Annotated in this window: 17 protein-coding genes and 1 pseudogene; 6 read left to right on the plus strand and 12 right to left on the minus strand. The window is 40.6% G+C overall.

The features are described from left to right. Window positions 1-4: 4 nt before the first annotated feature. Genes QUD85_RS04855 through QUD85_RS04865 form a run of 3 tightly spaced genes read right to left on the minus strand, consistent with a single transcriptional unit; the run spans window position 5 to window position 6,254 of the window. Window positions 5-2,053, minus strand: coding sequence for a site-specific integrase (locus tag QUD85_RS04855; RefSeq protein ID WP_093327374.1), 2,049 nt, complete (start codon window positions 2,051-2,053; stop codon window positions 5-7). Beyond that, on the minus strand, window positions 2,050-5,043 hold the full coding sequence (locus QUD85_RS04860) for a site-specific integrase (RefSeq protein ID WP_093327375.1): 2,994 nt from the start codon (window positions 5,041-5,043) through the stop codon (window positions 2,050-2,052). The genes QUD85_RS04855 and QUD85_RS04860 overlap by 4 nt, the downstream gene beginning before the upstream one ends. Next, window positions 5,043-6,254, minus strand: coding sequence for a tyrosine-type recombinase/integrase (locus QUD85_RS04865; protein ID WP_093327377.1), 1,212 nt, complete (start codon window positions 6,252-6,254; stop codon window positions 5,043-5,045). Before QUD85_RS04865 ends, QUD85_RS04860 begins: the two co-directional genes overlap by 1 nt. 131 nt (window positions 6,255-6,385) lie before the next feature. On the opposite strand from QUD85_RS04865, the pseudogene QUD85_RS04870 reads away from it, so the two are divergent. After that, window positions 6,386-6,748: pseudogene (locus QUD85_RS04870) on the plus strand (thymidylate synthase); the annotation flags it as partial. Window positions 6,749-6,801: 53 nt separating this feature from the next. Here QUD85_RS04870 and QUD85_RS04875 read toward each other — a convergent pair. The 5 genes from QUD85_RS04875 to QUD85_RS04895 all read right to left on the minus strand — a co-directional run bounded on the left by QUD85_RS04875 (window position 6,802) and on the right by QUD85_RS04895 (window position 12,195). Continuing rightward, on the minus strand, window positions 6,802-7,320 hold the full coding sequence (locus tag QUD85_RS04875; RefSeq protein WP_093327378.1) for a hypothetical protein: 519 nt from the start codon (window positions 7,318-7,320) through the stop codon (window positions 6,802-6,804). A gap of 143 nt (window positions 7,321-7,463) precedes the next feature. Further along, on the minus strand, window positions 7,464-9,221 hold the full coding sequence (locus tag QUD85_RS04880; protein WP_093327380.1) for a sugar phosphorylase: 1,758 nt from the start codon (window positions 9,219-9,221) through the stop codon (window positions 7,464-7,466). Between the two features lie 10 nt (window positions 9,222-9,231). After that, the gene (locus QUD85_RS04885; protein WP_093327382.1) at window positions 9,232-10,458 is read right to left on the minus strand and encodes a glycosyltransferase family protein; all 1,227 of its coding nucleotides are present in this window, start codon (window positions 10,456-10,458) and stop codon (window positions 9,232-9,234) included. Beyond that, window positions 10,451-11,299 (minus strand): HAD-IIB family hydrolase, encoded by an 849-nt coding sequence (locus QUD85_RS04890; RefSeq protein WP_093327383.1) that lies wholly within the window; start codon window positions 11,297-11,299, stop codon window positions 10,451-10,453. The genes QUD85_RS04885 and QUD85_RS04890 overlap by 8 nt, the downstream gene beginning before the upstream one ends. Next, window positions 11,296-12,195: a hypothetical protein gene (locus QUD85_RS04895; RefSeq protein WP_093327385.1), complete on the minus strand. Its 900-nt coding sequence runs from the start codon at window positions 12,193-12,195 to the stop codon at window positions 11,296-11,298. The genes QUD85_RS04890 and QUD85_RS04895 overlap by 4 nt, the downstream gene beginning before the upstream one ends. A gap of 117 nt (window positions 12,196-12,312) precedes the next feature. Here QUD85_RS04895 and QUD85_RS04900 point away from each other — a divergent pair, with 117 nt between their 5' ends. The 3 genes from QUD85_RS04900 to QUD85_RS04910 all read left to right on the plus strand — a co-directional run bounded on the left by QUD85_RS04900 (window position 12,313) and on the right by QUD85_RS04910 (window position 14,740). Next, window positions 12,313-13,074 carry a tRNA-uridine aminocarboxypropyltransferase gene (locus tag QUD85_RS04900; RefSeq protein WP_286219633.1) on the plus strand — a complete coding sequence of 254 codons (762 nt, stop codon included), beginning with the start codon at window positions 12,313-12,315 and terminating at the stop codon, window positions 13,072-13,074. Next, window positions 13,055-13,543: a GNAT family N-acetyltransferase gene (locus tag QUD85_RS04905; protein ID WP_093327386.1), complete on the plus strand. Its 489-nt coding sequence runs from the start codon at window positions 13,055-13,057 to the stop codon at window positions 13,541-13,543. The genes QUD85_RS04900 and QUD85_RS04905 overlap by 20 nt, the downstream gene beginning before the upstream one ends. 153 nt (window positions 13,544-13,696) lie before the next feature. After that, window positions 13,697-14,740, plus strand: a complete 1,044-nt coding sequence (locus QUD85_RS04910) for a GMP reductase (RefSeq protein ID WP_093327388.1) — start codon at window positions 13,697-13,699, stop codon at window positions 14,738-14,740. A gap of 48 nt (window positions 14,741-14,788) precedes the next feature. Here the strand turns inward: QUD85_RS04910 and QUD85_RS04915 are convergent, their stop codons facing one another. After that, on the minus strand, window positions 14,789-16,240 hold the full coding sequence (locus QUD85_RS04915; protein ID WP_093327389.1) for an NAD-dependent succinate-semialdehyde dehydrogenase: 1,452 nt from the start codon (window positions 16,238-16,240) through the stop codon (window positions 14,789-14,791). Window positions 16,241-16,253: 13 nt separating this feature from the next. Beyond that, window positions 16,254-17,699, minus strand: coding sequence for a cryptochrome/photolyase family protein (locus tag QUD85_RS04920; protein ID WP_245732042.1), 1,446 nt, complete (start codon window positions 17,697-17,699; stop codon window positions 16,254-16,256). 130 nt (window positions 17,700-17,829) lie between these two features. On the opposite strand from QUD85_RS04920, the gene QUD85_RS04925 reads away from it, so the two are divergent. Next, window positions 17,830-18,945: a hypothetical protein gene (locus QUD85_RS04925; RefSeq protein ID WP_093327391.1), complete on the plus strand. Its 1,116-nt coding sequence runs from the start codon at window positions 17,830-17,832 to the stop codon at window positions 18,943-18,945. Window positions 18,946-18,953: 8 nt separating this feature from the next. Beyond that, entirely contained in the window at window positions 18,954-20,162 is a 1,209-nt protein-coding gene (locus tag QUD85_RS04930) for an NnrS family protein (protein WP_093327392.1), read from the plus strand. Here the strand turns inward: QUD85_RS04930 and QUD85_RS04935 are convergent, their stop codons facing one another. Beyond that, entirely contained in the window at window positions 20,163-21,752 is a 1,590-nt protein-coding gene (locus QUD85_RS04935) for a phospholipase D family protein (protein WP_093327394.1), read from the minus strand. Between the two features lie 32 nt (window positions 21,753-21,784). Next, window positions 21,785-22,522 (minus strand): hypothetical protein, encoded by a 738-nt coding sequence (locus QUD85_RS04940; RefSeq protein WP_093327395.1) that lies wholly within the window; start codon window positions 22,520-22,522, stop codon window positions 21,785-21,787. Window positions 22,523-22,584: the final 62 nt, after the last annotated feature.

A 22,584-nucleotide genomic window follows, 5' to 3' on the forward strand; every position in this document is an offset into this window, starting at 1 on the left:
TTGATTATACCTCTTCACCTAGATGATTTAAAACTAAAGCTGCTTCCTTTGTCGCTTCTATCGCACTTTCATAGCCAGTCGCTTCTTGACCCATGTTTACGACTATCATGTTATCTCGATATATTTCTCTCCATTTTGGAGCGTGAGCCTTTGTTACAACAGCATTCGAACACCTAACAGGGTTACAACGAAGACCTCCTATGCAAGGAAGGGAGCTGTCAAAATCTTCCATCTTTCCGCCATAACACATTCCATTTCCAACATTGACTATTGCCATACCTTGGTCAGCCATAGCTTCAAATATTTGCTCTTTTGAATAGCCCTGTGCCATATAACCAGAAAATAACTGCGTCATTTTTTCTTTATGTGCAGCACCGTTTTCTCCTGCGTAGTTTGCGTCAGGATCATAGGAGATTTTAATGGATTCAATTTCGGCTTTTTTGCGTAGTCCTTTTCTAAATTCAGCTTTACCGCTGAGTCTGTCACCTATATCTCCGTAACCAAGAGTTGACTCAGAGAAGCCTTTGTTGGACGCATTGTTTAGCCCGTGTGTTACGACATTACAAAAGTGCTTTAGCTGGTGGCTGATAAATGGCAACCCTAAATCTGCTTTGAATAATTGATAAGCTAGAGTATTACGAAGGGTATAACCATGAAAGGGGATGTTAGTCTCTGTACTCGAATTAAATAAAACTCGTTTAAAAACTCGACTGCCACTCATTAACGCTTGAGGGTTTTTGTGTGGTTTAGTAGTAACTCCTCCAGACATCATAAACGGGTTATTTGTTATCTTATAAATTATTCGTATCGCATTAATAGCGTCTGCCACTATCGGAATGCAGACCCATTTGTCATCAAATAATGAACGCTCAAAACTACGTTGTTTTTTAACTTTAGATGTTATTAACGATATCCCAAACTCCTCAACTATCTTGGTATCAACTCGCAGATTCATCATCTCAGAGCGACGCATACCAGTGAGTTGATTAATTAAATATAGTGAAGATGATTTGATCAAATCTAAATAGCGATATAAATCAGACGCTAAAACATCACCACTATTTAGTTTGGAAAGTTTTTTGTTTAATTGGTTCAGCGATGGTGGGGTAACAATATTTGTTGTAGCTATTATGTGCTCAATATTATAACCAGCCCTTTTTAAACGATAAGCTGCATATTGAGAAATTATCTCATCATTGACGTTTAACAAAGGCTCACTAAAAAAAGGAGTGTACTTTGAGAATAATTTGATGCTCTGGCTATCTTTTACATTCACATTTAGCTTTTGCAGAAAGTCTAAAACAATATACGAGGACGCACTTACGCATGACTCAAAGACATCATCCGGCATAACCGCATTTGGGTTTTCTTTGTCTTCTTTATTTTCGCTATTTTTACGTACATTGAAACCAAATGATTTAAGCGAAATAGGAACATAGCCTTCTGGTAATACGCTTTCTCTAATCTTCTTAGAATTAAAAAGCTTTTGAAACCTATTGAAATTGTATGCTGTATGATCAGCGATACAAGCATTGCTAAACATTAGTTTATGGTGTGCTTTTTTCAAATCTCCTAGAGATTCAAATTGGTCAAATATAGCGACATCGCCATATTCATTTACCAACGACGAGAAACCTTCATTTAAAGCTTTTAGCCAGCCTTTAAAATAGACAACAAGGGTAATTGTTTTAAGTGGAGCTGAAGTTCGTTTGCTGCCTGATAGCTCTTTAGACGGAAGTACCTTAGCTAATAAAAACGCCACCTTGCCTTCAAATAAAATAAAAGGTGGAATGCATGGGTAGTTAGTAAAATCAATTTCAAAATCGGACTTTGTATGGTGAAAGTCTTGTTTAGCTTTACGCTCTTGATTAAAACTCCACTTTATATCTTTGAATAAAGAGCAATCAGAGACCTGATAATTTAACAGAGTTAAGGCTTGAATATCGGGTGATATTTTATCCTTATGTATATCTTCCCAGCGGTATTTGTATTTAAATTCGGAAAATATCTTATTGTAATCTTTAAACGTTTGCACAGCTTGTTCTAGTTTCATGCTGTTACTCCGTCAATTAATATTGAAGACTCTATATGCGTTGATAGCTTTTGCGCTTTATTTAACTCTTCTTGAGAAAACTCAGACTCGCTACCAAGTATTGTTTCTAAAATTGCTAGGTTTTCTTGAATTACATGACCATAAGGTGTCGATGCAATACGCTGATGTGACAAGCTTTGAATATAATCTCGTTGTAATGCAAAAAGTTGTGGTAGGTGAGAAGTTGTTATGATCACATTTTCACACAGTAAACACTGATTATACTTATTACATGCCCCTCCTTTGTATAGACTTGATTGCTTTATAAAATCAGGAGGGTTCATTATATTTTTGCAACCACCAAGAGGGGTTTTGAAAATAATTTCACCTTCGGCCTTTTCCACTTCACCTATGGTTGGATGCTCTTTTTCGACTAGCGCATTTGAATATATTTGTTTGAGCTTTTCTTCTATTTTTTCTCTCGCTATCTTATTAAAGTCACATGTATCCAAATACTTAAGAGTCGTTTGAATAGAAGAATGTCCTAAGATGAGTTGGATTTCTCGAATTGAAACACCAGCTTCTACCAATTCACTGACTAAAGAGGGGCGAAAGCGAGTAGTAGTAATTGAAATAATTTCTCCGTTTTCATCTACTAAGGTGTTGTCCCAGTTGCCGTCCAACAATCCTAAGCTTTCATTTGCTCTTTTAGATACTCGACCTCGCTCAGAGCCATCTAGTGATTGAATCGTGTTAGTAACAACACCAGGGTTATTCTGATAGATGAAGAGGTGATCGCTGTAGTTGCCAGCTTCTACCCGAATGGAAGCTGTTAACTTTTTCATATCGGAGAAGATTTTCGATACTTCTTTGCACTGAGATGTTGATAGCCATGTTAGCTCTGCCGTGAATAGATCAAGAAGCATTGTTTTTTCACCATCACTTCTCTCTTTAAAGTACCTTATACACGGTCTTCCTGTTGCAGGATGGGCTTCTACGAAACTATTGATTGATAATTTACAAGCAGACTCAGCGTTCAAACCTGTTACCTGTAGTAATTTTAAGTAATAGGGAATTATTTCTAATAATGAAGGTGGTCGAGAGACACCCCATTCGTCATACAAATTCGTTATTTCTGAGTATGCGTCGTTGTTAACTCTTCGGTAGTTCATCCATGCTTTCCAGAATAGGCTTCTAGGATCATCTTTTGACAACTCGTTGTAGTGATGCCTGTAAACAGGCACTGAGTCTATTACATTGTCAAAATACCACTTCAAATTCTCTAGAGTGCAGTCGTCAGCTACGACACTTTTCACCTGTTTTCCAAGCTTGGGAACACCGATGAAACTTTTGCCACTGACAGCTTTTTTATATTCTTTAAAGTGAAGGGATCGAACCTTATCTATGGCTTCATCAACTACGCTGGCAATAATTATTCTATGCACTTTGACGTATGGCTTGTACCTGTCCGTAGATCTTGTTGCCCCTGTGAAGCCTGATACTTTTATAAACGGTTTAGATTTATCTACGTCTTCTAAGTCATAATAACTATCCAGAATCCGTTGAAATGAATGGATATAACTATGAGCGGTGTTGGCACTAATTGACTTACCTGCAATTTTATCTTCTAACCAAGTCCTAAATTGACACGCTGAATATTCACCAAATATTTCTTCTAGATGAGCGTTACCAGATATGCCTAGCTCTTCATAATAGTTTATCAAAAGTGTTTGGGTACACTTGTATTGGCTGATGGTGTCCTTTTCCCTTGATGTTATTGCCGCTATGTGAAGTAACTCATCAGATAATGAGTTTGAAATTATCTCAGCATACGTTGAGCTATTTGAATCACGGTATTCGTCAAATCGATCACTTCTCTCTTGGGTGATTTTGATTCTTTCATAGTCAATTGACTGGACTCGCTCTTTAACCGTTTTATATGAGCTAGAATCGAATACACCATGTTTTTTCATGTAAGATAAAACTGTCGGTTGAAAAGTTTCTTTCCAGTATTTTTTGAGCTTGGAATGAATCTGATAAGCAGAGGTTAAGTCGAAGTCAATTATTTCCGGGAATAACCTCTTTAAAGCTCGTTTACTTACTTTATTTCCAACTCTAAGCTTTGGACTGGAAAGCAGTGAAGGGTTTAGTTCAAACTCGTGTAAAACTAGTTTTAGTTTGTTGATTAAATTTAACGTTAAGCCACGTATACCCTTAATCCAGATCTTTTGGGCTTTTAATTCTTGCTCTAGAGCGGATAATGCACCGACATTATTTTTTATTGCTATTTCACTAATATCTCCCCATTGACTCTGATTCGACTGATTGATCTGATTAACAACCCATCTATGCCTGATAATACAGTCGTCCTTTCCTTGCGTTTGACCGAACTCCACTCTCAATAAAGCTTGTTTATCTGCTTTTTTCAGGAATGATTTTACAAACTTTTTGATATCTTTTGCTGCGTCACCAAGCCCACGACGGTATTTGGATTCTTTTCTTATCTCAGTTAAAGTTTTGTATTGAGAGTTATCGTAAATGTCATTATTTTTGAGTAGTTCAAAAACCTGAGGTTCGAATTCTTCCTTAAAATACTTGTATGCGTGCGAATACTCCTTTGTCACTCTTGTCCCACCATTGGCTAACTCATTTATTAGCTTAATATTGAGGTTGTTTCTTACGACTAAATTGTTTGTTTTTAGCAAGTCCATATTCGACTTCATATCGATAAATAACACTCGATGACGGCGTATAATATCTTGTTCTAATAATGGAATATCTGGTTGTAGCCAGTTGTTGTTTTCAAGCGCCTGAACTAAAGGCGATAGGTGCTCTGTATATCGCCCTAAGGTCTGAAGTGATATTCCTGTTGCCTCAGATATATACTTGTGTAGAAACGGACTCTTCTTTGAACTAGAGGTTAGTGGGATTTCTAGAAGCTTCTTGTCATCCAATAAAGTTGAATTAACCCACTCTTTTAAAATCCGAAGGTTTTTAGGGATACTATTCATTATTTCTTATCCCTCAATTTTATTTTTAGCCTTGTTTCGTCATAGACTCTTTGCATTTGTTCAATGGTGGTTTTTACTTGATCGTTTTCTGGGTTCAATGCGTCTATTACATCGTGCGGCATGTCGGTATAACGTTCACTCGTGCTGATAAAAACGTGACCCAAAGTTTTTTTAACATTAACAAGCCTTTCCAAAAAATCATTGCCTAGATTTTCATCTTGTAACGTCATCAAGGCTGACCCATGCCTAAATTTATGTGGGTACAAGTGTTGAATTTGAGCTTTGTTTTTAATGGCCTTTTTGTTTAATCTTTGGATTAGCTTTTGTATAGCTGCTTTTTTAAAGACATTACCATCACTGTTTAAAAAGGCGGGGCATTCACCTTTATCGCTATATTTCATTTGGTACTTTTTATATAAAGGAGATGAATGGTAGAGTGCCAGACGTTCAAGAGTTGGGCGCGAAACCAATGTAATTCTCTCTTTAATTGAATTTTCTCGACCTTTTGAGCCTTGAACTTTTAAAGGAGCATAAGAAGGGTGAAAGGTTTCATCATCATTTCTTTTACCGACCTGGCTGCGAGTGAAAGCGATAGCCTCTTTGATATCTCCAAATGTCACGCGTTCAACTTCACTGACACGTAAACCTGAATCAAACATAAATTGGAGCATTGCTCTTTCCCGCTCATAAGGAGAAAACTGAATTAATGTAATCAAGTCGTTTACGGTAGCACCAACTACCGCCTTTTGATCTGGTTTAGAGCTAAGCCACTTTGACGGGAAAGGTGAACGTTTTATTAGTTTGGTAATTAACTCACCGTCACTTATAAAATGGTAAAATGCTTTTATTGCAGTTTCCCTGTTTCTGATAGTTCCCTTATCTAAATCTTTTTGCTTTAGAGAATTAATCCACTTGATTAATTTATGTTTTGTTACGTGCAACAGCTTTTCATCAAGTGTTAATTCTTTTAGATCTTCTTCTTGATCTAGAAAATCTAAAAAATAAGTCATGTTTCTAGCGTAAGTTTCTGCCGTGCTATAACTCAGGTTTTCTACTTCTGTAATTTTTGATAGCCAAAGTGAAGGATACTTAATAACTTTATGCTCGTTATTAAAAAACACACACCCTTGAACGTATTGACCAACACCTAAAGTAACTTCGTTAATTAAGCTTTCTTTTATTATCTTTGGTTTAGTAATGTAAAATTGCATAATCAGTATTAATTTATTTGTGCATTTTTTTGGTCTTAAATATTTTTGAATAGTTTATGTTTCTGTTGAATATAAAGCTATTAAATTTAGACTTTGTTATACTGTGTTGTGCATAAATTACTGTCTTCTATTATACATTTTCATTGTTGGGCGATACCCTGTATTTAACTTCTTACCAACGCAGTTGTGACGTACCACTAGGACTTAATTTCAATCAAATTCAATGTTTCGTATTGTTAGCATTAGTAGCCCAAATTACAGGGCATAAAGCAGGCAAGGCGTATCACAAGATCGTTAATGCGCACATCTATGAAAACCAACTAGAGCTAATGCGTGACGTGCAGCTTAAGCGCGAACCATTTGAGTCGCCAAGCTTGACTATTAATCCAGACATCAAAACATTGGAAGATATAGAAACTTGGGTCAGTACTGACGACTTTGAAGTACATGGTTATCAGTGCCACGAAGCCATCAAGTATCCTTTTGCTGTATAACGATACAAGTTTAAAAATTAACAAGATAAAAAAAGCGCCTTTAGGCGCTTTTTTTATCTTAGAGAACCGTCTCTAAGTTGCAGTAAATCAAGTTTTAACGCGAGTACCGCTTCTTTGGTAAAGACCGCTTGAGGCTTTTGTAATTTGTCATCTGGGTCATACATGATTAGGTATGCCGTCTCCACATCAGTACTAACAATTTTATAAGCCATATTTGGCGAAAGGGCATGTGCAACTCGGTAAAGGTACTTATCCAATAGCTCACCTTGCTTTTGGGCATAAGATTCCCAAAACAAATAGCTATCCACAACATACATGATGTACTTGAAGTCACCAGTAGATACGGTAAACCAGACCTCTTTTACGCCCGTTGCATTACCTTTGTAATACAGTACATCTTCACCCAATATCTGGCGAATTTGCGTATTGGTTTCTGTTAACACGTATGTTTGTGTGTTGTTATTGTATGCAGACAATTGAACTTGAGATAGAAACGGCTGGGCCGGCAGCATGGTAACGCCGCATCCAGTGAGCATGAAAATAAAAGAAATGCAGATTAAAAGTTTTTTCATACTGCTTGATAGCCAGTCAGGCTGAAACCCCGAAAATATTTATACGTTTATAATTTGTTAATTCAACAATTGTACGCATAATTTTTTGAGGTTTCATCAATCTACGAAAATAATCTGTTAAAAATTGTTATTGTGCCTAAAAATCAGTCGATATCGATGTGATTTGTCAACCAAATAGTCTGGTATGGGGCTAGTGTCCACTCATCGCCCATATGACTAACCTGTTGTTCACTAATCAGATCTACCCAATTATTGGTATCGATAAGGTTTAAATCAGACATCGCTAACGAAATCGGTTCGTTGGTCACATTTGCGACGCAAAAGATGCTTTGGGTACGATCGATGCTTTGTCGCCAAAAACCAAAGAGTTTAGTTCCTAATTGCAGCGTGAATTGTGTCGCATTGGGATGAAAGGCCGCTTGCTGCTTGCGAATATTGATCAAATGCAACATACGTTCTAACACTTGATGATGCTGGCTATGAGGTGTCGAAAGCTGCTCGTTTAACTTATTGTAATCCCATCTGTGACGGTTGATAGCGCGATTATGTTGGGTGTTTTTAAGCTTTTCGTAGTCGTTACTGGTGCCAAGCAAACTATGAATATACAATCCCGGAATCCCTTCTAATGCCAACATGATGGCATGTGCACTAATAAACCTGTCTTGGCCGTATTTGTCTGGCCCTGCTGTGGTGCCTTGCAAAGCATCATACAAGGTAATATTCATTTCATAAGGTTTGACTTGTCCATTGTCTGCATTTCGCCAGGAAATTTTCCCGCCAAAGCTCTGCATGGTGTTAACCAAAACATTTATTTCTTGTTCAGACAAAAGACCTTCTGCAGGTCTTAATCCTATGCCATCATGAGAGGCGATAAAATTAAAATATGCTGTGCCATTTTGTGCCGGCGGCATACTCATCATCCATGTTTTAAGGTAGGTGCAATCACCTGTGATAAGCGTATTTACTAACAAGGGTGGCAAAGAAAAGTTGTAAATACAGTGCGCTTCGTTGGCATTGCCAAAATACATAAGATTTTGACGGTTTGGAATGTTTGTTTCGGTAATGATAATGGCATCACTACACGCGTATTCAATTAATGTCCTCAGTAAACGCACGGTTTCATGGGTTTGAGGTAAATTGATGCAGCTAGTGCCGACGATTTTCCATAGAAAGGCGATGGCATCAAAGCGAAATATTTTTACGCCTTGATCTAGGTATAACCGAATAATACTGACAAAACTTTTTAGTACTTCAGGATTTCTAAAATCTAGGTCGACTTGATCATGACTAAAGGTACACCAGACATGCTTCGTCCCTTTTTGCGTGTTGGTTTCTCTCAGCAGCGGTGAAGTGCGCGGCCGTACAACATCGCTTAGGTCATCGCTAGGCTCAGCAGTAAAAAAGTAATCATGGCCAACACCTTCACCTGCAATAAAATTCTCAAACCATTTGCTGCGACTAGAGCAATGGTTAATCACCAGATCGGCCATTAGCTTATAGTCTGACGATATCGCCTGTATATCCTGCCAATCGCCTAGTGCTTCATTCACACTAGAATAGTCAATGACAGAAAAGCCATCATCGGAACTATAGGGAAAGAATGGCAATATATGAACACTGTTAATCGCCTGTTTAAAATAGCGATTAAGCATGGTGTGAAGGGTTTTTAGCGGTTTTTCATTGTCCTTGATAATACTATCGCCATAGCTTATCAGGATAACATCTTGTTCATTCCATTGGTTTTGGTGCGGGCTAGGGCAATGGTCTTTATCGCTAATATTCATAATCGCCAGTAGGTCATCAGCGAGTTGCTCCTGACTACATGGTAGCGATACATCTTGATATATGGCGTCGAGATGATGACATATCTTTTGCCTTACGTTTTGCAAGGAATAGCTCATGACCTAGCTCCTATGATTGCGCGAATTCTGCTCTGTCTTCTTCTACCGCTGTTTTTAGTGCTTCAAGCACATCTGGTTTAGCTGATATCACTCTGTTCCAACTTGGAATGAAAGGCGTTTCCATTGGGTATTCAAGGAAGTTTTTACCCGCTTTCATGATGTTTTGCGCAAACAATTCAACCGCTTTTTCTTCTTGGTGAATATCAAGTGTTAAACCATTCATAATAGCGTCGTTGTAGTAGGTTTCGACAAAGTCTAAAGCAATCCTAAAGTAGGTGGCTTTCAATGAACGGAAGGTTTCAGTTGAAAACGTATGGCCTTTGGTGGCTAGTTTTCTAAATAATGCCTTAGTTATATCAATAGACATTTTAGATAAACCACCTTGATCGTTGTGAAAGCTTAGATCTTGATGTTTATGATCGTAAGTTTGTGCAATATCCACCTGACACAATCTGTTGTTGGCATAGTTACGTTGCATTTCTGAAAGCACGCCAATTTCTAGTCCCCAATCACTTGGGATACGGATATCGTTTAGCACATCTCTGCGGAAGGAAAACTCGCCTGCCAGCGGATAACGAAAACTGTCCATATACTCTAGATAGTCGTTATGACCAAGCACACTTTTGAGTGCACGAAGTAAAGGTGTAATAAGCAAACGAGATACGCGGCCATTTATTTTTCCATCGGCAACACGCGCGTAAAACCCTTTACAAAACTCATAGTTAAACTGCGGGTTTGCAACCGGGTATATCAATCGAGCCAATAACTCTCTGTCGTAAGTAAGAATATCGCAATCATGAAGTGCAACAGATTCCGCTCTTCCACTAGCTAAAATGTAACCCATGCAATACCAAACATTGCGACCTTTACCTAGCTCTTTTGGTGCCAGTCCCATTGCCTGAAGCTCTTTGTCGAGTGCTTGTAAACGAGGACCGTCATTCCACAAAATGCGATGGTGCTGCGGTAGCTCACCAAAAAATTCTATGGCATGTTGATATTGGGCTTGGTCAGCTCTATCTAAACCAATAACAATTTCCGATAGGTAAGGCACATCTTTTAAATGGCTCACTATATTGGCTAGCGCAGGGCCTTCTAACTCTGAATAAAGCGACGGTAAAATCAGTGACATTGGCCGTTTTTTACTAAAGGTAACAAGCTCTTGCTCAAGGCACTCTAGCGGTCTGTTTGATAGGTTATGTAGGGTCGTAACGATACCGTTTTGATAAAAATCAGCCATGCTTGCGCTCCTTAGCGTTGTCAATGTTTGGAATTGCTAGATGAACCACTTCTGCCCAACCTGCGGGGCCAAAGTGGTTACTTATTAGTACATCTTCGGTGCGTGAAAGCGTTGGCTTTTTATGGACTGGAGATTTAATGATACCGGCAATATCTGACATATTGAGCATGTCTACATCGTTTTCTCCGTCTCCTGTTGCCAAGGTAAAAAACGTTTCACCCGGATATTGATTTTTATACTCTTGCGCAAGCTTGAGCATGGCGCGGCCCTTATTACAGCGACCACTAACATGAATGAATCTGCCACCAATAAGCACATTTGCGCCGCGTTTGTTAATGTCTTCAATAAACTGGTTAAGTTGTCCTTTTGTGCCTTGCCAAAATACCGGCTCTCCATATCCTCGTTGCGAGGCTAATGCAGCTTTTTCATGACTTAACTCTGTAAGCATCGCAATGTTTTCAACAGACATTTGCGAAAATTGAGTAAACAGTTCTGGGTAATCAGGTGTCAGTTGCGACACAATATCGCGCCAAACTTCAGCCTGTTCCACCAGTTCTATTACCCAGTAGTTACCAACCGTTTTCGCATCTTGCGGCTTATTTGGGAAATAGCCTTCAGGCATGTAAATGGCAGCGCCATTTTCGATAATAAAAGGGCCAGAAAGTGAGAGTTCCCCCATTAGTTCTTCCAGTTCAGGTGCGGTTTTGCTCGTTGTTGGAATCACTGGTATATGCCTTGATTTAAGCGCGGAAAGCGTACTTTTAGCCGCGTCAAAGCTATAACTAAAGTGATCGAGCAAAGTGCCGTCAAGATCAGTGAAGATTAATGGGGTTTCATTCATGCGTTACTCGCTTTGTAGTCTATCTGTGTAATATTTCTATCGCTGTCTAGTGCGTAAACAACATCGCTGATTGCCGGCACCGCCTCTAAGCTATGTGTGGTGATGCGCTCAAAAAAACTAATAAAGTTGCAGACCTCTTGCTCAGACATAACCGCTCGTCCAATGTGCAGGCCTTCAATTTCATATTGTTTGGCCAGCTTTTGCTCTTGCTCTAAACGCCATGCAAAAACTGCGTCAAAAGAAGGCGCTTTTAACATCATTAAATAGTCGATTTGTTTAAACAATGTTTGATATTGATTGAGTTGCTGATTTACAAACTGGCGGTGTTGACCATCTTTGTCTTGTTCTTCTTCAAGCGCATTAATAGGTGTCGACAACATTGCGCTCTCTTGTGGCGGTGAAGCTACGCACCAACCTTCTAAAATAATGATGTCGTAAGCCTGAGATACAATAGCCCAGCTTGGTTTTGGAAACGGATTGTCAGCGGATTTGTCAAAACGCGGAATTCTTGTTGGTTGTTGTTGTTTTAGTGCAGTAATTGTTTTTACCGCTAGATTCAGATCATGCGTGCCAGGCACACCTCTTGTTGTTAATAGCGGGTGCACCGAACGGGCAAGTTTAGCTCGCTGTAATTTGCTGTAGTAGAAATCATCGAGTGACACGGTTATTGCAGACAACTGATATTGCTCTGCAAGCATGGCAACTAAATATTGTGCTAGCGTCGATTTCCCACTGCCTTGGCAACCATTTATTCCAATAACAAGTGCTCCTTTTGCACCTTTTTGGTGCGATGCTATTTCCTTCAGTGCACGGCTAAAATGTTTATCAGCTTGCTTGATGTAATCTTCATCTAATTGATTTTTATATAAAAAATCTTTAATTGTTGGGGTTTTCATAATACTAAATTGACCCTTCTTATAATGCTTGTATTAAGTGTTCCAAGTTTCGTTCCAAGTTGTCGATTTAGTGACAAACTTAAGCGAAAAACTCAGGTATAATGCCGTTATCTGAACATGTATAGCAATCAAAAAATGCACGCTATTCAGCAACTGTATGAAAAAAGAAAAGCGCAAAGTACGCGCCCCTTTAATGCCAGGGGCAAGAAGGTTAATAGGTGCCAACTCTGCTTAGTCGCTAAGAAAAATTGTATCTGTGAATTTCGCAAAACCTTGCCAATAAATGCAGCATTTTTGCTATTGATGTACGATGACGAAGTGCTGAAACCGAGTAATACCGGTAAGTTGATTGCTGATGTTGTTGCAGACACCTATGGTTTTATATGGTCGCGCACAGAACCAGACAAAGCATTGCTGGCATTACTTGAAGACGAACGTTATCAACCAGTGGTTATTTTTCCACAGCAGTATGCCGTGGAAAACCAACCTATGTTGGCGCGCAGCGAACTGTCAGATGCTAAAATTCCTTTGTTCGTGTTGTTAGACGCAAGTTGGCGCGAGGCAAAAAAAATGTATCGTAAAAGCCCCTATCTGCATCAATTACCAATGATGTCTTTTGATTTTGGCGATGATTACCGCAAGCAATATCAATTGCGCAATTCGATAAACGATGCTCAGTTTTCTACCGCCGAAGTTGCCGCTTTTGCGCTAAATGATATTGGCCAGCAACAGGCCGCAACGCAATTAAAGCTGTGGTTAGAGGTTTTTAGTTTTTTCTATCAAAAGAGTGTGAAAAGAGAAAATAAAGGTGATGAGAATGCACTCGCTCATTATCTAGATTTCATTAAGCAGGGTAGCAATGACACTGATAAAAAGTAGCCGGTTAACGTTACGACCTTTAGTACTTTCTGATGCTCGCGATATTAAAGAGCTATTCAATCAACCAGACTGTTTGCAGTTTATCGGGGATAAACAGATTCATAGCATCGCAGATGCTAAACGTTATCTGTTAACGGGGCCTATACAGAGTTATCGAAATAATGGTTTTGGCTTGCTAGCAGTCACTTATCATGGCCAATTTATTGGCGTATGCGGGTTACTGTCGAGACAAGGGCACGCGACACCAGATTTAGGATATAGTTTTTTAACGCACTACCAAGGGCATGGTTTTGCAAAAGAAGCGGCTAAAGCAGTTTTGTCTTATCATCAAAAAGCCGTCGTGTTGGCTTATACAGATCCTGATAACTATGCGTCTATGGCGGTATTAAAGGCGGTTGGTTTTGAGTATACAAACACGCAAATAGTTAGTGATAGAGAAACCTCGATATTCCAGTATATTAAACGGTAACAATTTCGTTTCATTTTAGTTGTTGTCAGAAAAAATACGCGAAGTATAATGTCGAAAACTGGGGCGCCCAAAAGGCGGTTCAGTTTTTTTTTGCCTGAAATTCCCCACGGACTATTATTAATTTACATAGCATAGCGAAATCAGGAGCTATTTATGCGTATTGAACAAGATTTAAAATTAGGTTTTAAAGATGTTCTTTTTCGTCCCAAACGTTCGACCTTAAAAAGCCGATCTCAAGTTGACTTAAATCGAGAATTCACCTTTAAACACAGCGGTCGTAAGTGGAAAGGTGTTCCTATCATTGCAGCCAACATGGATTCAGTTGGTAGTTTTGAAATGGCTATTTCATTAGCTAAGTACGGCGCTATGGTTGCCGTACATAAGCACTACTCTGTTGAACAATGGGCTGACTTCGTTAGCGCGAACGACGCAAGTGTTTTAAACAACGTGATGGTTTCTGCTGGTACTTCAGACGCAGATTTTGACAAGTTAAAAGATATTTTAGCGCTGTCTGATGACTTAATGTTCATTTGTATTGATATCGCAAATGGTTACTCAGAGCACCTTGTAGAATACGTTCAAAGAGTACGTGAAGCGCACCCAAATATGGTTATCAGTGCGGGTAACGTAGTAACGGGTGATATGTGTGAAGAGCTTATCCTTGCTGGCGCGGATATCGTTAAAGTAGGTATTGGCCCAGGTTCGGTATGTACTACACGTGTTAAAACAGGTGTCGGTTACCCACAACTTTCAGCCATTATTGAATGTGGCGATGCAGCGCATGGCCTAGGCGGTATGATCATCGGTGACGGTGGTTGTGCATGTGCAGGTGATGTTGCTAAAGCATTCGGCGGCGGTGCTGACTTTGTAATGCTTGGCGGAATGCTAGCTGGCCACCAAGAAAGTGGTGGTGAAATCATCGAGAAAGATGGTGAAACATTTATGAAGTTTTATGGTATGTCATCTAAGAGCGCTATGGATAAGCATTCTGGTGGTGTTGCAAACTACCGTGCAGCTGAGGGTAAAACCGTATTGTTACCTTACAAAGGTTCTGTAGAAAACACCATTCAAGACATACAAGGTGGCGTTAGATCTACTTGTACTTATGTTGGTGCGGCTCGTTTAAAAGAGTTATCAAAGCGCACAACCTTTATTCGTGTGCAAGAACAAGAAAATAACGTTTACGGTAAAGAGTAAATACTGTTAATGCTATTTGAAAGCCCGCTTCTGCGGGCTTTTTTGTTTCTAAAGGGCGAACGATAAATACTTAATATCCAAATAATCATCTAGCCCGTATTTTGAACCTTCTCTGCCATACCCTGATTGTTTCATACCACCGAAGGGAGCTGCGGTATTTGATATTGCCGTGTCGTTAATGCCAACCATGCCAAATTGCAGTTTTTCTGCGACACGCCATATACGGCTGATATCTCGACTGTAAAAGTAAGCGGCAAGTCCATAAGGTGTATCATTGGCCATGGCAACAACCTGAGCTTCGTTATTAAACTGAATAATGGGCGAAACAGGAGCAAATAGTTCCTGCTGCGCAACAGCCATGGTGTTGTCTACTTCCGTCAATACGGTCGGTGGATAAAAACTCTCACCTAAAGGGGATAAATTGCCGCCACATGCTAACTTAGCACCTTGCGCAACCGCTTGCTGCACTAGATCATGGGTTTTACTAACCGCAGCAGCCGAAATCATTGGACCGACATTTGTTCCTGCGTCAATGCCTTTGCCTAATTTGAGCTCAGTTACTGCACTGACATATTTTTCCGTAAACGTGTCTGCGATATCTTGATGAACAAAGATACGATTAGTACAAATACAGGTTTGCCCTGCATTTCGATATTTTGAGGCTAAAGCTCCTTGCACAGCTTGCTCAATATCAGCATCTTCAAACACGATAAAAGGGGCATTGCCACCTAATTCCATAGACACTTTTTTTACCGTGCTAGCACATTGTTCAGTGAGGATTTTGCCTACCCGAGTAGAGCCGGTAAAAGTAAACTTTTTCACTAGAGCATCGCGAGTAAGCACTTTGCCTATGCTAGGTGCATCGTCACTCGCTAGTATATTAAAAACGCCCTTAGGAATACCTGCGCGATCGGCAAGCTCTGCCATTGCTAACGCCGACAATGGCGTTAACCCAGACGCTAACCCAACAAATGTACAGCCTGCAGCTAGTGCCGCTGCCGCTTTACGGGCAATCATTGCATTTGGAAAATTCCATGGCGTAATAGAAGCGACAACGCCAACGGGTTGTTTTATGACAACGACGCGCTTATGCCTATCCTGTGTCGGTATGGTATCGCCATAGACACGAATGGACTCCTGTGCAAACCATTGTATGAAGGAAGCACCATAGGCTATTTCGCCTTTTGCCTCTGAAAGCGGCTTTCCTTGTTCAAGCGTTAGTATTAGCGCCAAATCGTCTTGATGTTGCATCATCAGCTGATGCCATTTATGTAGTAAATCAGCGCGGTCATATGACGTTAAGCTAGACCAAGACGCAAAAGCATCGTCGGCCGCTTTTACCGCAGCTTTTGCGTCACTGTCTGTAGCATTTCCAACAGATACTAAGGTTTGGCCATCTGCAGGGTTGATAACATCAAATGTAGTGTTTGATGTTATCCATGCACCGTCTATGTAGGAGTCTGTTTTAAGTAGCCCACTGTCCTGCAATAGATTTTCCATTCTATTTCCTTTGTTACGACTTGATTTGTGCGTACCTACTTAATGCTTGCTCTCGAGACGTTTTTAGATCGACTAACGGGTGTGGGTAGGTATCACCTAAGGTTATTTGTGCTAATTGTAAAACATCCTCGGGTGCTTGCCACGGTTTATGGATATATTTTGGCGGTAGTTTCGCTAGTTCGGGACAATATCGGCTGACATACTCGCCCATCTTGTCAAACTTCTCGCCCTGTAAAACGGGATTAAATATGCGAAAGTAAGGCGCTGCATCGGCGCCAGAGCCTGCGACCCATTGCCAGCTTGCACAATTACTGGCTTGATCTGCATCAACTAAACAATCGTGAAACCATTGCAATCCATATCGCCAGTCAATTAACAAATTTTTAGTTAAGAATGAGGCAACAATCATACGTACTCGGTTATGCATGTAGCCTGTTTGCCAAAGTTCGCGCATACCTGCATCAACAATCGGAATGCCCGTTTTGCCTTGTTGCCATGCGGTCAAAAATTCGGGGTTATGCTGCCACTTAAAATGGTTGAACTTAGCGTTAAAGTTTTCGTTTAGCATATGCGGAAAGTGAAACAATAAATAATAACTAAATTCACGCCATCCAAGCTCTTTCAAATAGGTGGCAATATCTGCACTGCTACTTTCGGGCAACGGTGCTTGTTTCACGCTATACCAAATTTGGTTTGGTGATATTTCGCCAAAGTGCAGGTGAGGTGACAATTTAGACGTACCTGGCAGTGACGGAACATCTCTGTCTTTTTTATATTGATTTACGGCATCATCAAGGAAAAGAGCCAATTGTTGACTAGCACCTGCTTCACCTGGTTGCCAATGATGATAGAAGTCTTGGTCCCAATCTATGGTTGGCAACAGGCCAATATCATCTAGCTGAACTGATGTTACTGGCACATCACCAAACGTCATTTGCGGCGGCGCGGGCAAAGGAAAGGCAGGAGATTTAGGTAACGCGCCTTTCGTATAAAAAGGAGTGAAGACTTTATAAGGCGTATTGTCTTGTTTTGTAATTTGCCAAGGTTCCCACAAAAGAGAAGCATTGAAAGACTTAACCGCTACCTGTTGTTCGGATAATGTGGCCTTTACATCTATATCCGTTTCTATTTCCTCTGGTAAATAACGCCTATTCCAATACACGGCATTTGCTTTTGTTGACTCGATGAGCTGTGACAATATGTCTAAAGGCTTACCCACGAAGATAAGTAGTTTACCGCCAAATGACTGCTGTAATTGATTCAAGCTATGATGCAGCCACCATTTGCTAGCACCGCCAAGCTGTTGAAGTGACTTGGGTTCAAAAATATAGATAGGGATAATGTCGCCGCGTTCGCAGGCAGCTGTAAGCGCACGATTGTCGCGAAGGCGTAGGTCATTTCTTAGCCATACTATGGTTGTGTTATTGGTTGTGTTTTTCACCAATTTGTTCGTTACCACCAAGCGTCTCTTTTTGTGATAGTTTTATTTAGTCTAATACGTTGAGCAAAAAGTAAAAGTTTAGTTTTATCTGATGTTTAATGTTACGCTGATGTTAACAGCGAAGTGACTTGAGAAGACAAGGTAACAGATGAAGCTAACAAGATTGTGGTATGCAGTGGCAGCGTGTTTATCGCTTACAGTAAGCGCACAAGAAGAGGGCGATAAACCCGATAAAAATAGCACCGAACAGTCGTCACCTTGGTTGTTTACGCCACTAGTGACGTCCAATCCAAAGCTCAGTACAACCGCTGGTGCAATGCTTGGTTACATGCATACATTCGATCCTAAATCTGCCGCATCCATGTTTGGTTTGACCGGAAATTATTCAAGTACCAAGTCTTATACAGGCGTCGCTTTTGCCAATACCTTTTTCGATGAAGATAGGCAGCGTATTCTTAGCGCGTTTTTTACTGGCGAGATAAAAAATGATTACGACGATTTTCTAGGCAGCGGTATGCCGCTTAAAACAACCGATTCAGTATCGGCGTTTTATTTCAAGTGGGCCTATCGCGTATTTGATCAATGGTTTTTAGGCGGTCAATTCATCAGTACCAATTATTCTATCTATAGTGACGAGATTATTCCGGGCAATAGTCTCGATTTTACAAACTACAGTGTAGATGCGCGCAATGACACTATCCGTTTGGCCGGTTTTCGCTCAAATGGTTTAGGCTTAACGATAGAATACGATAGCCGAGATAGACCACGTTCGGCCACCCAGGGTCATTACTTTCAAGCGGACAATACCGCTTATCGGGAAAGTTTGGGAGGTGTAGAAAACTTCGATGTGTATCGCCTTAAATATAACTACTACTTGTCTCACGGCGAAAGTAGCGTATTGGCGATAAATATCAAAGGTAAGTATACCGATGATGCACCTGTAGCTGCCTGGGCAACAGTCCGTACCAAAGGCTATACCTCCGGCCAATATCTAGCCCCTTATTCAACGGCCATACAAATTGATGAACGCATTAATTTTACTGATAAATGGGGCATGGTCGCATATGCCTCGCTTACCTGTTTGCACGGCGACAATGATGAAGGCTCGCTGTCTTGTTCAGATAGCGACAATCTATACCCCTCTGCATCGGTTGGCGGTTTTTATGCGGTTAAACCAGAAGCTGGCGTGGTTATTCGAATGGAAATGGCGTTTGGTAAGGACGACAACAAAGGGTTTTACATGTCGCTAGGGCATCCTTTTTAGAGGTCGTTATGAGTTTAATTTCTCCAACCGGGCAGATTCAAGAGCCCAGCAACAAGAAACCTGCACCACCTTTTTGGCAATTAGCGTTTCGTCCCTTTTTTCTATCAGCCGCGGTATTTGCTGTGTTAAGCATCGCCCTATGGCTTGCAATGTACAATTCCGCCATTGACTGGCAACCCATCAATGGCATGTATTGGTGGCATATGCACGAAATGCTATTCGGTTTTGTGGTAGCTGTGGTTGTCGGTTTTTTACTGACGGCAGCGCGCACTTGGACGCAACTAGATACTGTGTCAGGTATTCCCTTACTCTTGCTCTTTTTACTGTGGTTAGGCGCTCGGCTATTTATTTTGATACCTGTTATGCCAATGCTTCTAATCGCACTTCTCGATGTGTCATTTCTATTATTTTCGGCGTACTTTTTAGGCAAGCCTATCTTTACAATTAAACAATGGCGCAATGTTATGTTTGTGCCCATTTTATTGGCAATGGCAACATTAAATGGCTTGAGCTGGTATTACGCATTAACTGGTGTTGCCTTGCAGGGGTTGTGGTTGTTTCATGCAATGGTTCTGCTCGTTGCGGTGGTGATGTGCATCATGGGGGGGCGTGTTTTTCCCATGTTTACTGCAAATGGCACAAACACGCAGCGCGTGCCGGCGATTGCGTGGCTGGAGCATGCCTCTATTATTTCAGTGCTGTTTGCTGCCATTACAACGCTAATTGGTCATCCTAGTCTCGCCGAATTTTCAAGTTATAGCTTAATTGCAGCAGGCAGTATTAACTTTGTTAGGGCGGTGCGTTGGCGCATATGGGTGACGCTTAGAACGCCTTTAGTGTGGTCATTGCACGTGAGTTACTGGGCAGTATGTATTGGGCTTGTGATGTTAGGAATGGCACAACTTGGCATGGGTATTCAATCATTGGCGTTACATGCCATCACAATCGGCGGTATGGGGGGTATGATTTTATCGATGATTTCTCGCGTTTCCTTAGGGCATACGGGGAGAAAAATTGTTGCGCCAAGGCTGATGGTGTTTGCCTTTGTTTTTATCAACCTATCATTTTTAATGCGTGTATTTTTGCCAAGTTGGCTCGGTAATTACCAGCTTGCTGTCATCCTTTCTGGCGCTTGTTGGATAGTCGCGTTTAGTTTCTTTGTTGTGCGTTACACTAGCATTTTAACTAAAGCTCGTATTGATGGGTTACCGGGGTAGTTAAATTTGAGATTCAACCGGTAGTAGCGACATAAAGAAAATCGAAAGGCGATCCCACCAACTGCTGTAGGGTTCTTGATCAAATGTTTTTGAACTGCCGTCGCTATAGGTGCGCGTCCATAGTAAATCACCCTTTTCTAAGGTGACTTTAAAGGCGACATGTTTAATCTGGGCATTAAACTGCTGGGTTAAACGACTACCAAGCTGCTCATTGTCTACCACAACACCAATCTCGGTGTTTTCTATAACTGAGCGCGGATCTAAATTAAGCGAACCAATAAAGGTAAACTGGTCGTCAATAACAAAGTATTTTGCATGTAAGCTCGACTTCGACCCTTTTATGCCTTCACGATTTTTACCGCTTTTTTGCCGTTTAAAATCTAATCCTAGTGCCTTAGGATCAAGTTCATAGAGTTGCACGCCTGCTTCAATGAGCTCTTCGCGATAGCGAGCGTATCCCACATGTACAATTGGTACATCATTAGACATTAATGAATTAGTTAAAATACTGACTTTAACCCCTTTTTCTTGCAGCGATTGAAAGAATTCAACACCGCTTTTTCCGGGCACAAAATAGGGAGAAACCACTAGCAAATGATCTTTTGCATTAAGAAAGTAAGGCCCTAGCTTTGGCGCTAGATGAAAGGCTGTATTTTCTCTGTCTTCACTAATTTTATCAGGTAAATCATAGAGCACTTCTGTGTCGCCCCAGAAGTAATCTTCTCCTTGCTGATAACTAGCCGACAATAGTTTGCTTTGTTGCAGGCTTTCAATGTACTTATTATCTTTGTTCTCTTGGTAGAAGGTGTCGATATAAGTTTCTACGCTGGCAAGTTCTTCTTCACTGGTTTGATGTTTTATCAGTGTTTCTACAGGGTAGGCGAGCGGACTATTCCAATAAAGATCAAAAGCTGAAGACACCTCGCCCGTAGATGGCTGCGTTACCATCACATCGAGGTCACCAAATGCCAAGTTAGGGTTTGCTCCAAAGTATTCATCGCCAATGTTTCTGCCGCCTACAATGGCAAACTGATTGTCGGCGATAAATGCCTTATTGTGTGCTCGTCGAGTAACGCTGCCAAAACGGGTAATGTATTGGCCTGCTCGAGATTTACCGCGAATAAAGGGATTAAATATGCGGATTTCAATGTTGTCATGCGCGTTTAAAATAGCCAGCGTTTTATCTCGGCCAGCCATATCCATATCATCAAGTAAAATGCGTACACGTACGCCACGCTCTGCAGCACGCCAAAACTCAGCGGTGAGTAAGTTGCCAGTTAAATCACTGTGAAATAAATAATATTGAACATCCAATGAATGTTGTGCAAGTCTCGCTAATGCAGCTCTTGCGACAAACGCATCAATACCTTCTGCAAGCGGTAAGATCCCTGTGCTGCTTTGTGTTTGGTTATCTCTTTTACGGCCTTTCTCTGCGCGCTCTTCTAAAACAGAGGTTTGTGTAGGCGATATAGCATAGCTTTCAATTTGTTGATCATTGGATGGAAGTGATGCACACCCCGTTACCAATAATAAGAGGATGGAGGCTTGCAGTTTTTTGAGCAACGAAATCGTCGCGTTATTGATTACCATGAAAATTCAAGCACTCGAGTTAACATAATGAATTATATAGCTTTCCTCTTTTTTAACTCATTTGTAAGGGCATTATCAAGTATCACTGCCTCTTCTTTTATCATCTTCAGCCGAAACCTAGCGTGCATTATTAAACCATTAGCATGTTCTACATACTCTAGTAATATGGGGGACGTTAGCACGTTGGGTTTAACTCTTGTTCTTGCAACGTCATAGGCATTGAGTTCTTCACTAAATACTGGGCCCAGTTCCATTAATGCTAATCTGTTTCGATACAAAGCTTCTCTGCCGTTATCACGATAGCGATACTGTATTAAGGTGGCAGTGCGAGGGGCAGTAAAATCGTAAAAGTGCACCATTTGATTGCGTAAATCATCATTCTTTACTTTATCTAACCCCGATGCTTTCAATGCTTCATAGGCACCTTTGTTATAACTAAAGACATAGCCAATAAAGCTATCATCGAGCAGTTGAAGCAGTTCTTTTTCGTCAATATCTTCTTTTTTATACAAATGCTTAAGTAGGGTCTGGTTCGCGTTAAATGCTGGCTCTAATCGATTTCTGATACCTTCAAAATAGCTAATGTCATTACTCAGTGCGGCTTGAATTTGTACCAACATTTTTGTTTCAAATGCGGCAGATTGTTTGGCTTCTTTATAGTTGGAGACTTCAAGTGCAACAAAGATACCGAGTACCACCACAATGAAATCGAGAAACACGGCAAACCAATTTTGCGCTTTTACGTGTTCGGTTATTCTTCTTAAGAGCATGTTCTTGATTATAAAACGTGGCTGAATGTTAAAGATAACTATAGGAAACTATTACGTTTCTG

Source organism: Thalassotalea agarivorans, assembly GCF_030295955.1.
GTDB lineage: Bacteria > Pseudomonadota > Gammaproteobacteria > Enterobacterales > Alteromonadaceae > Thalassotalea_D > Thalassotalea_D agarivorans.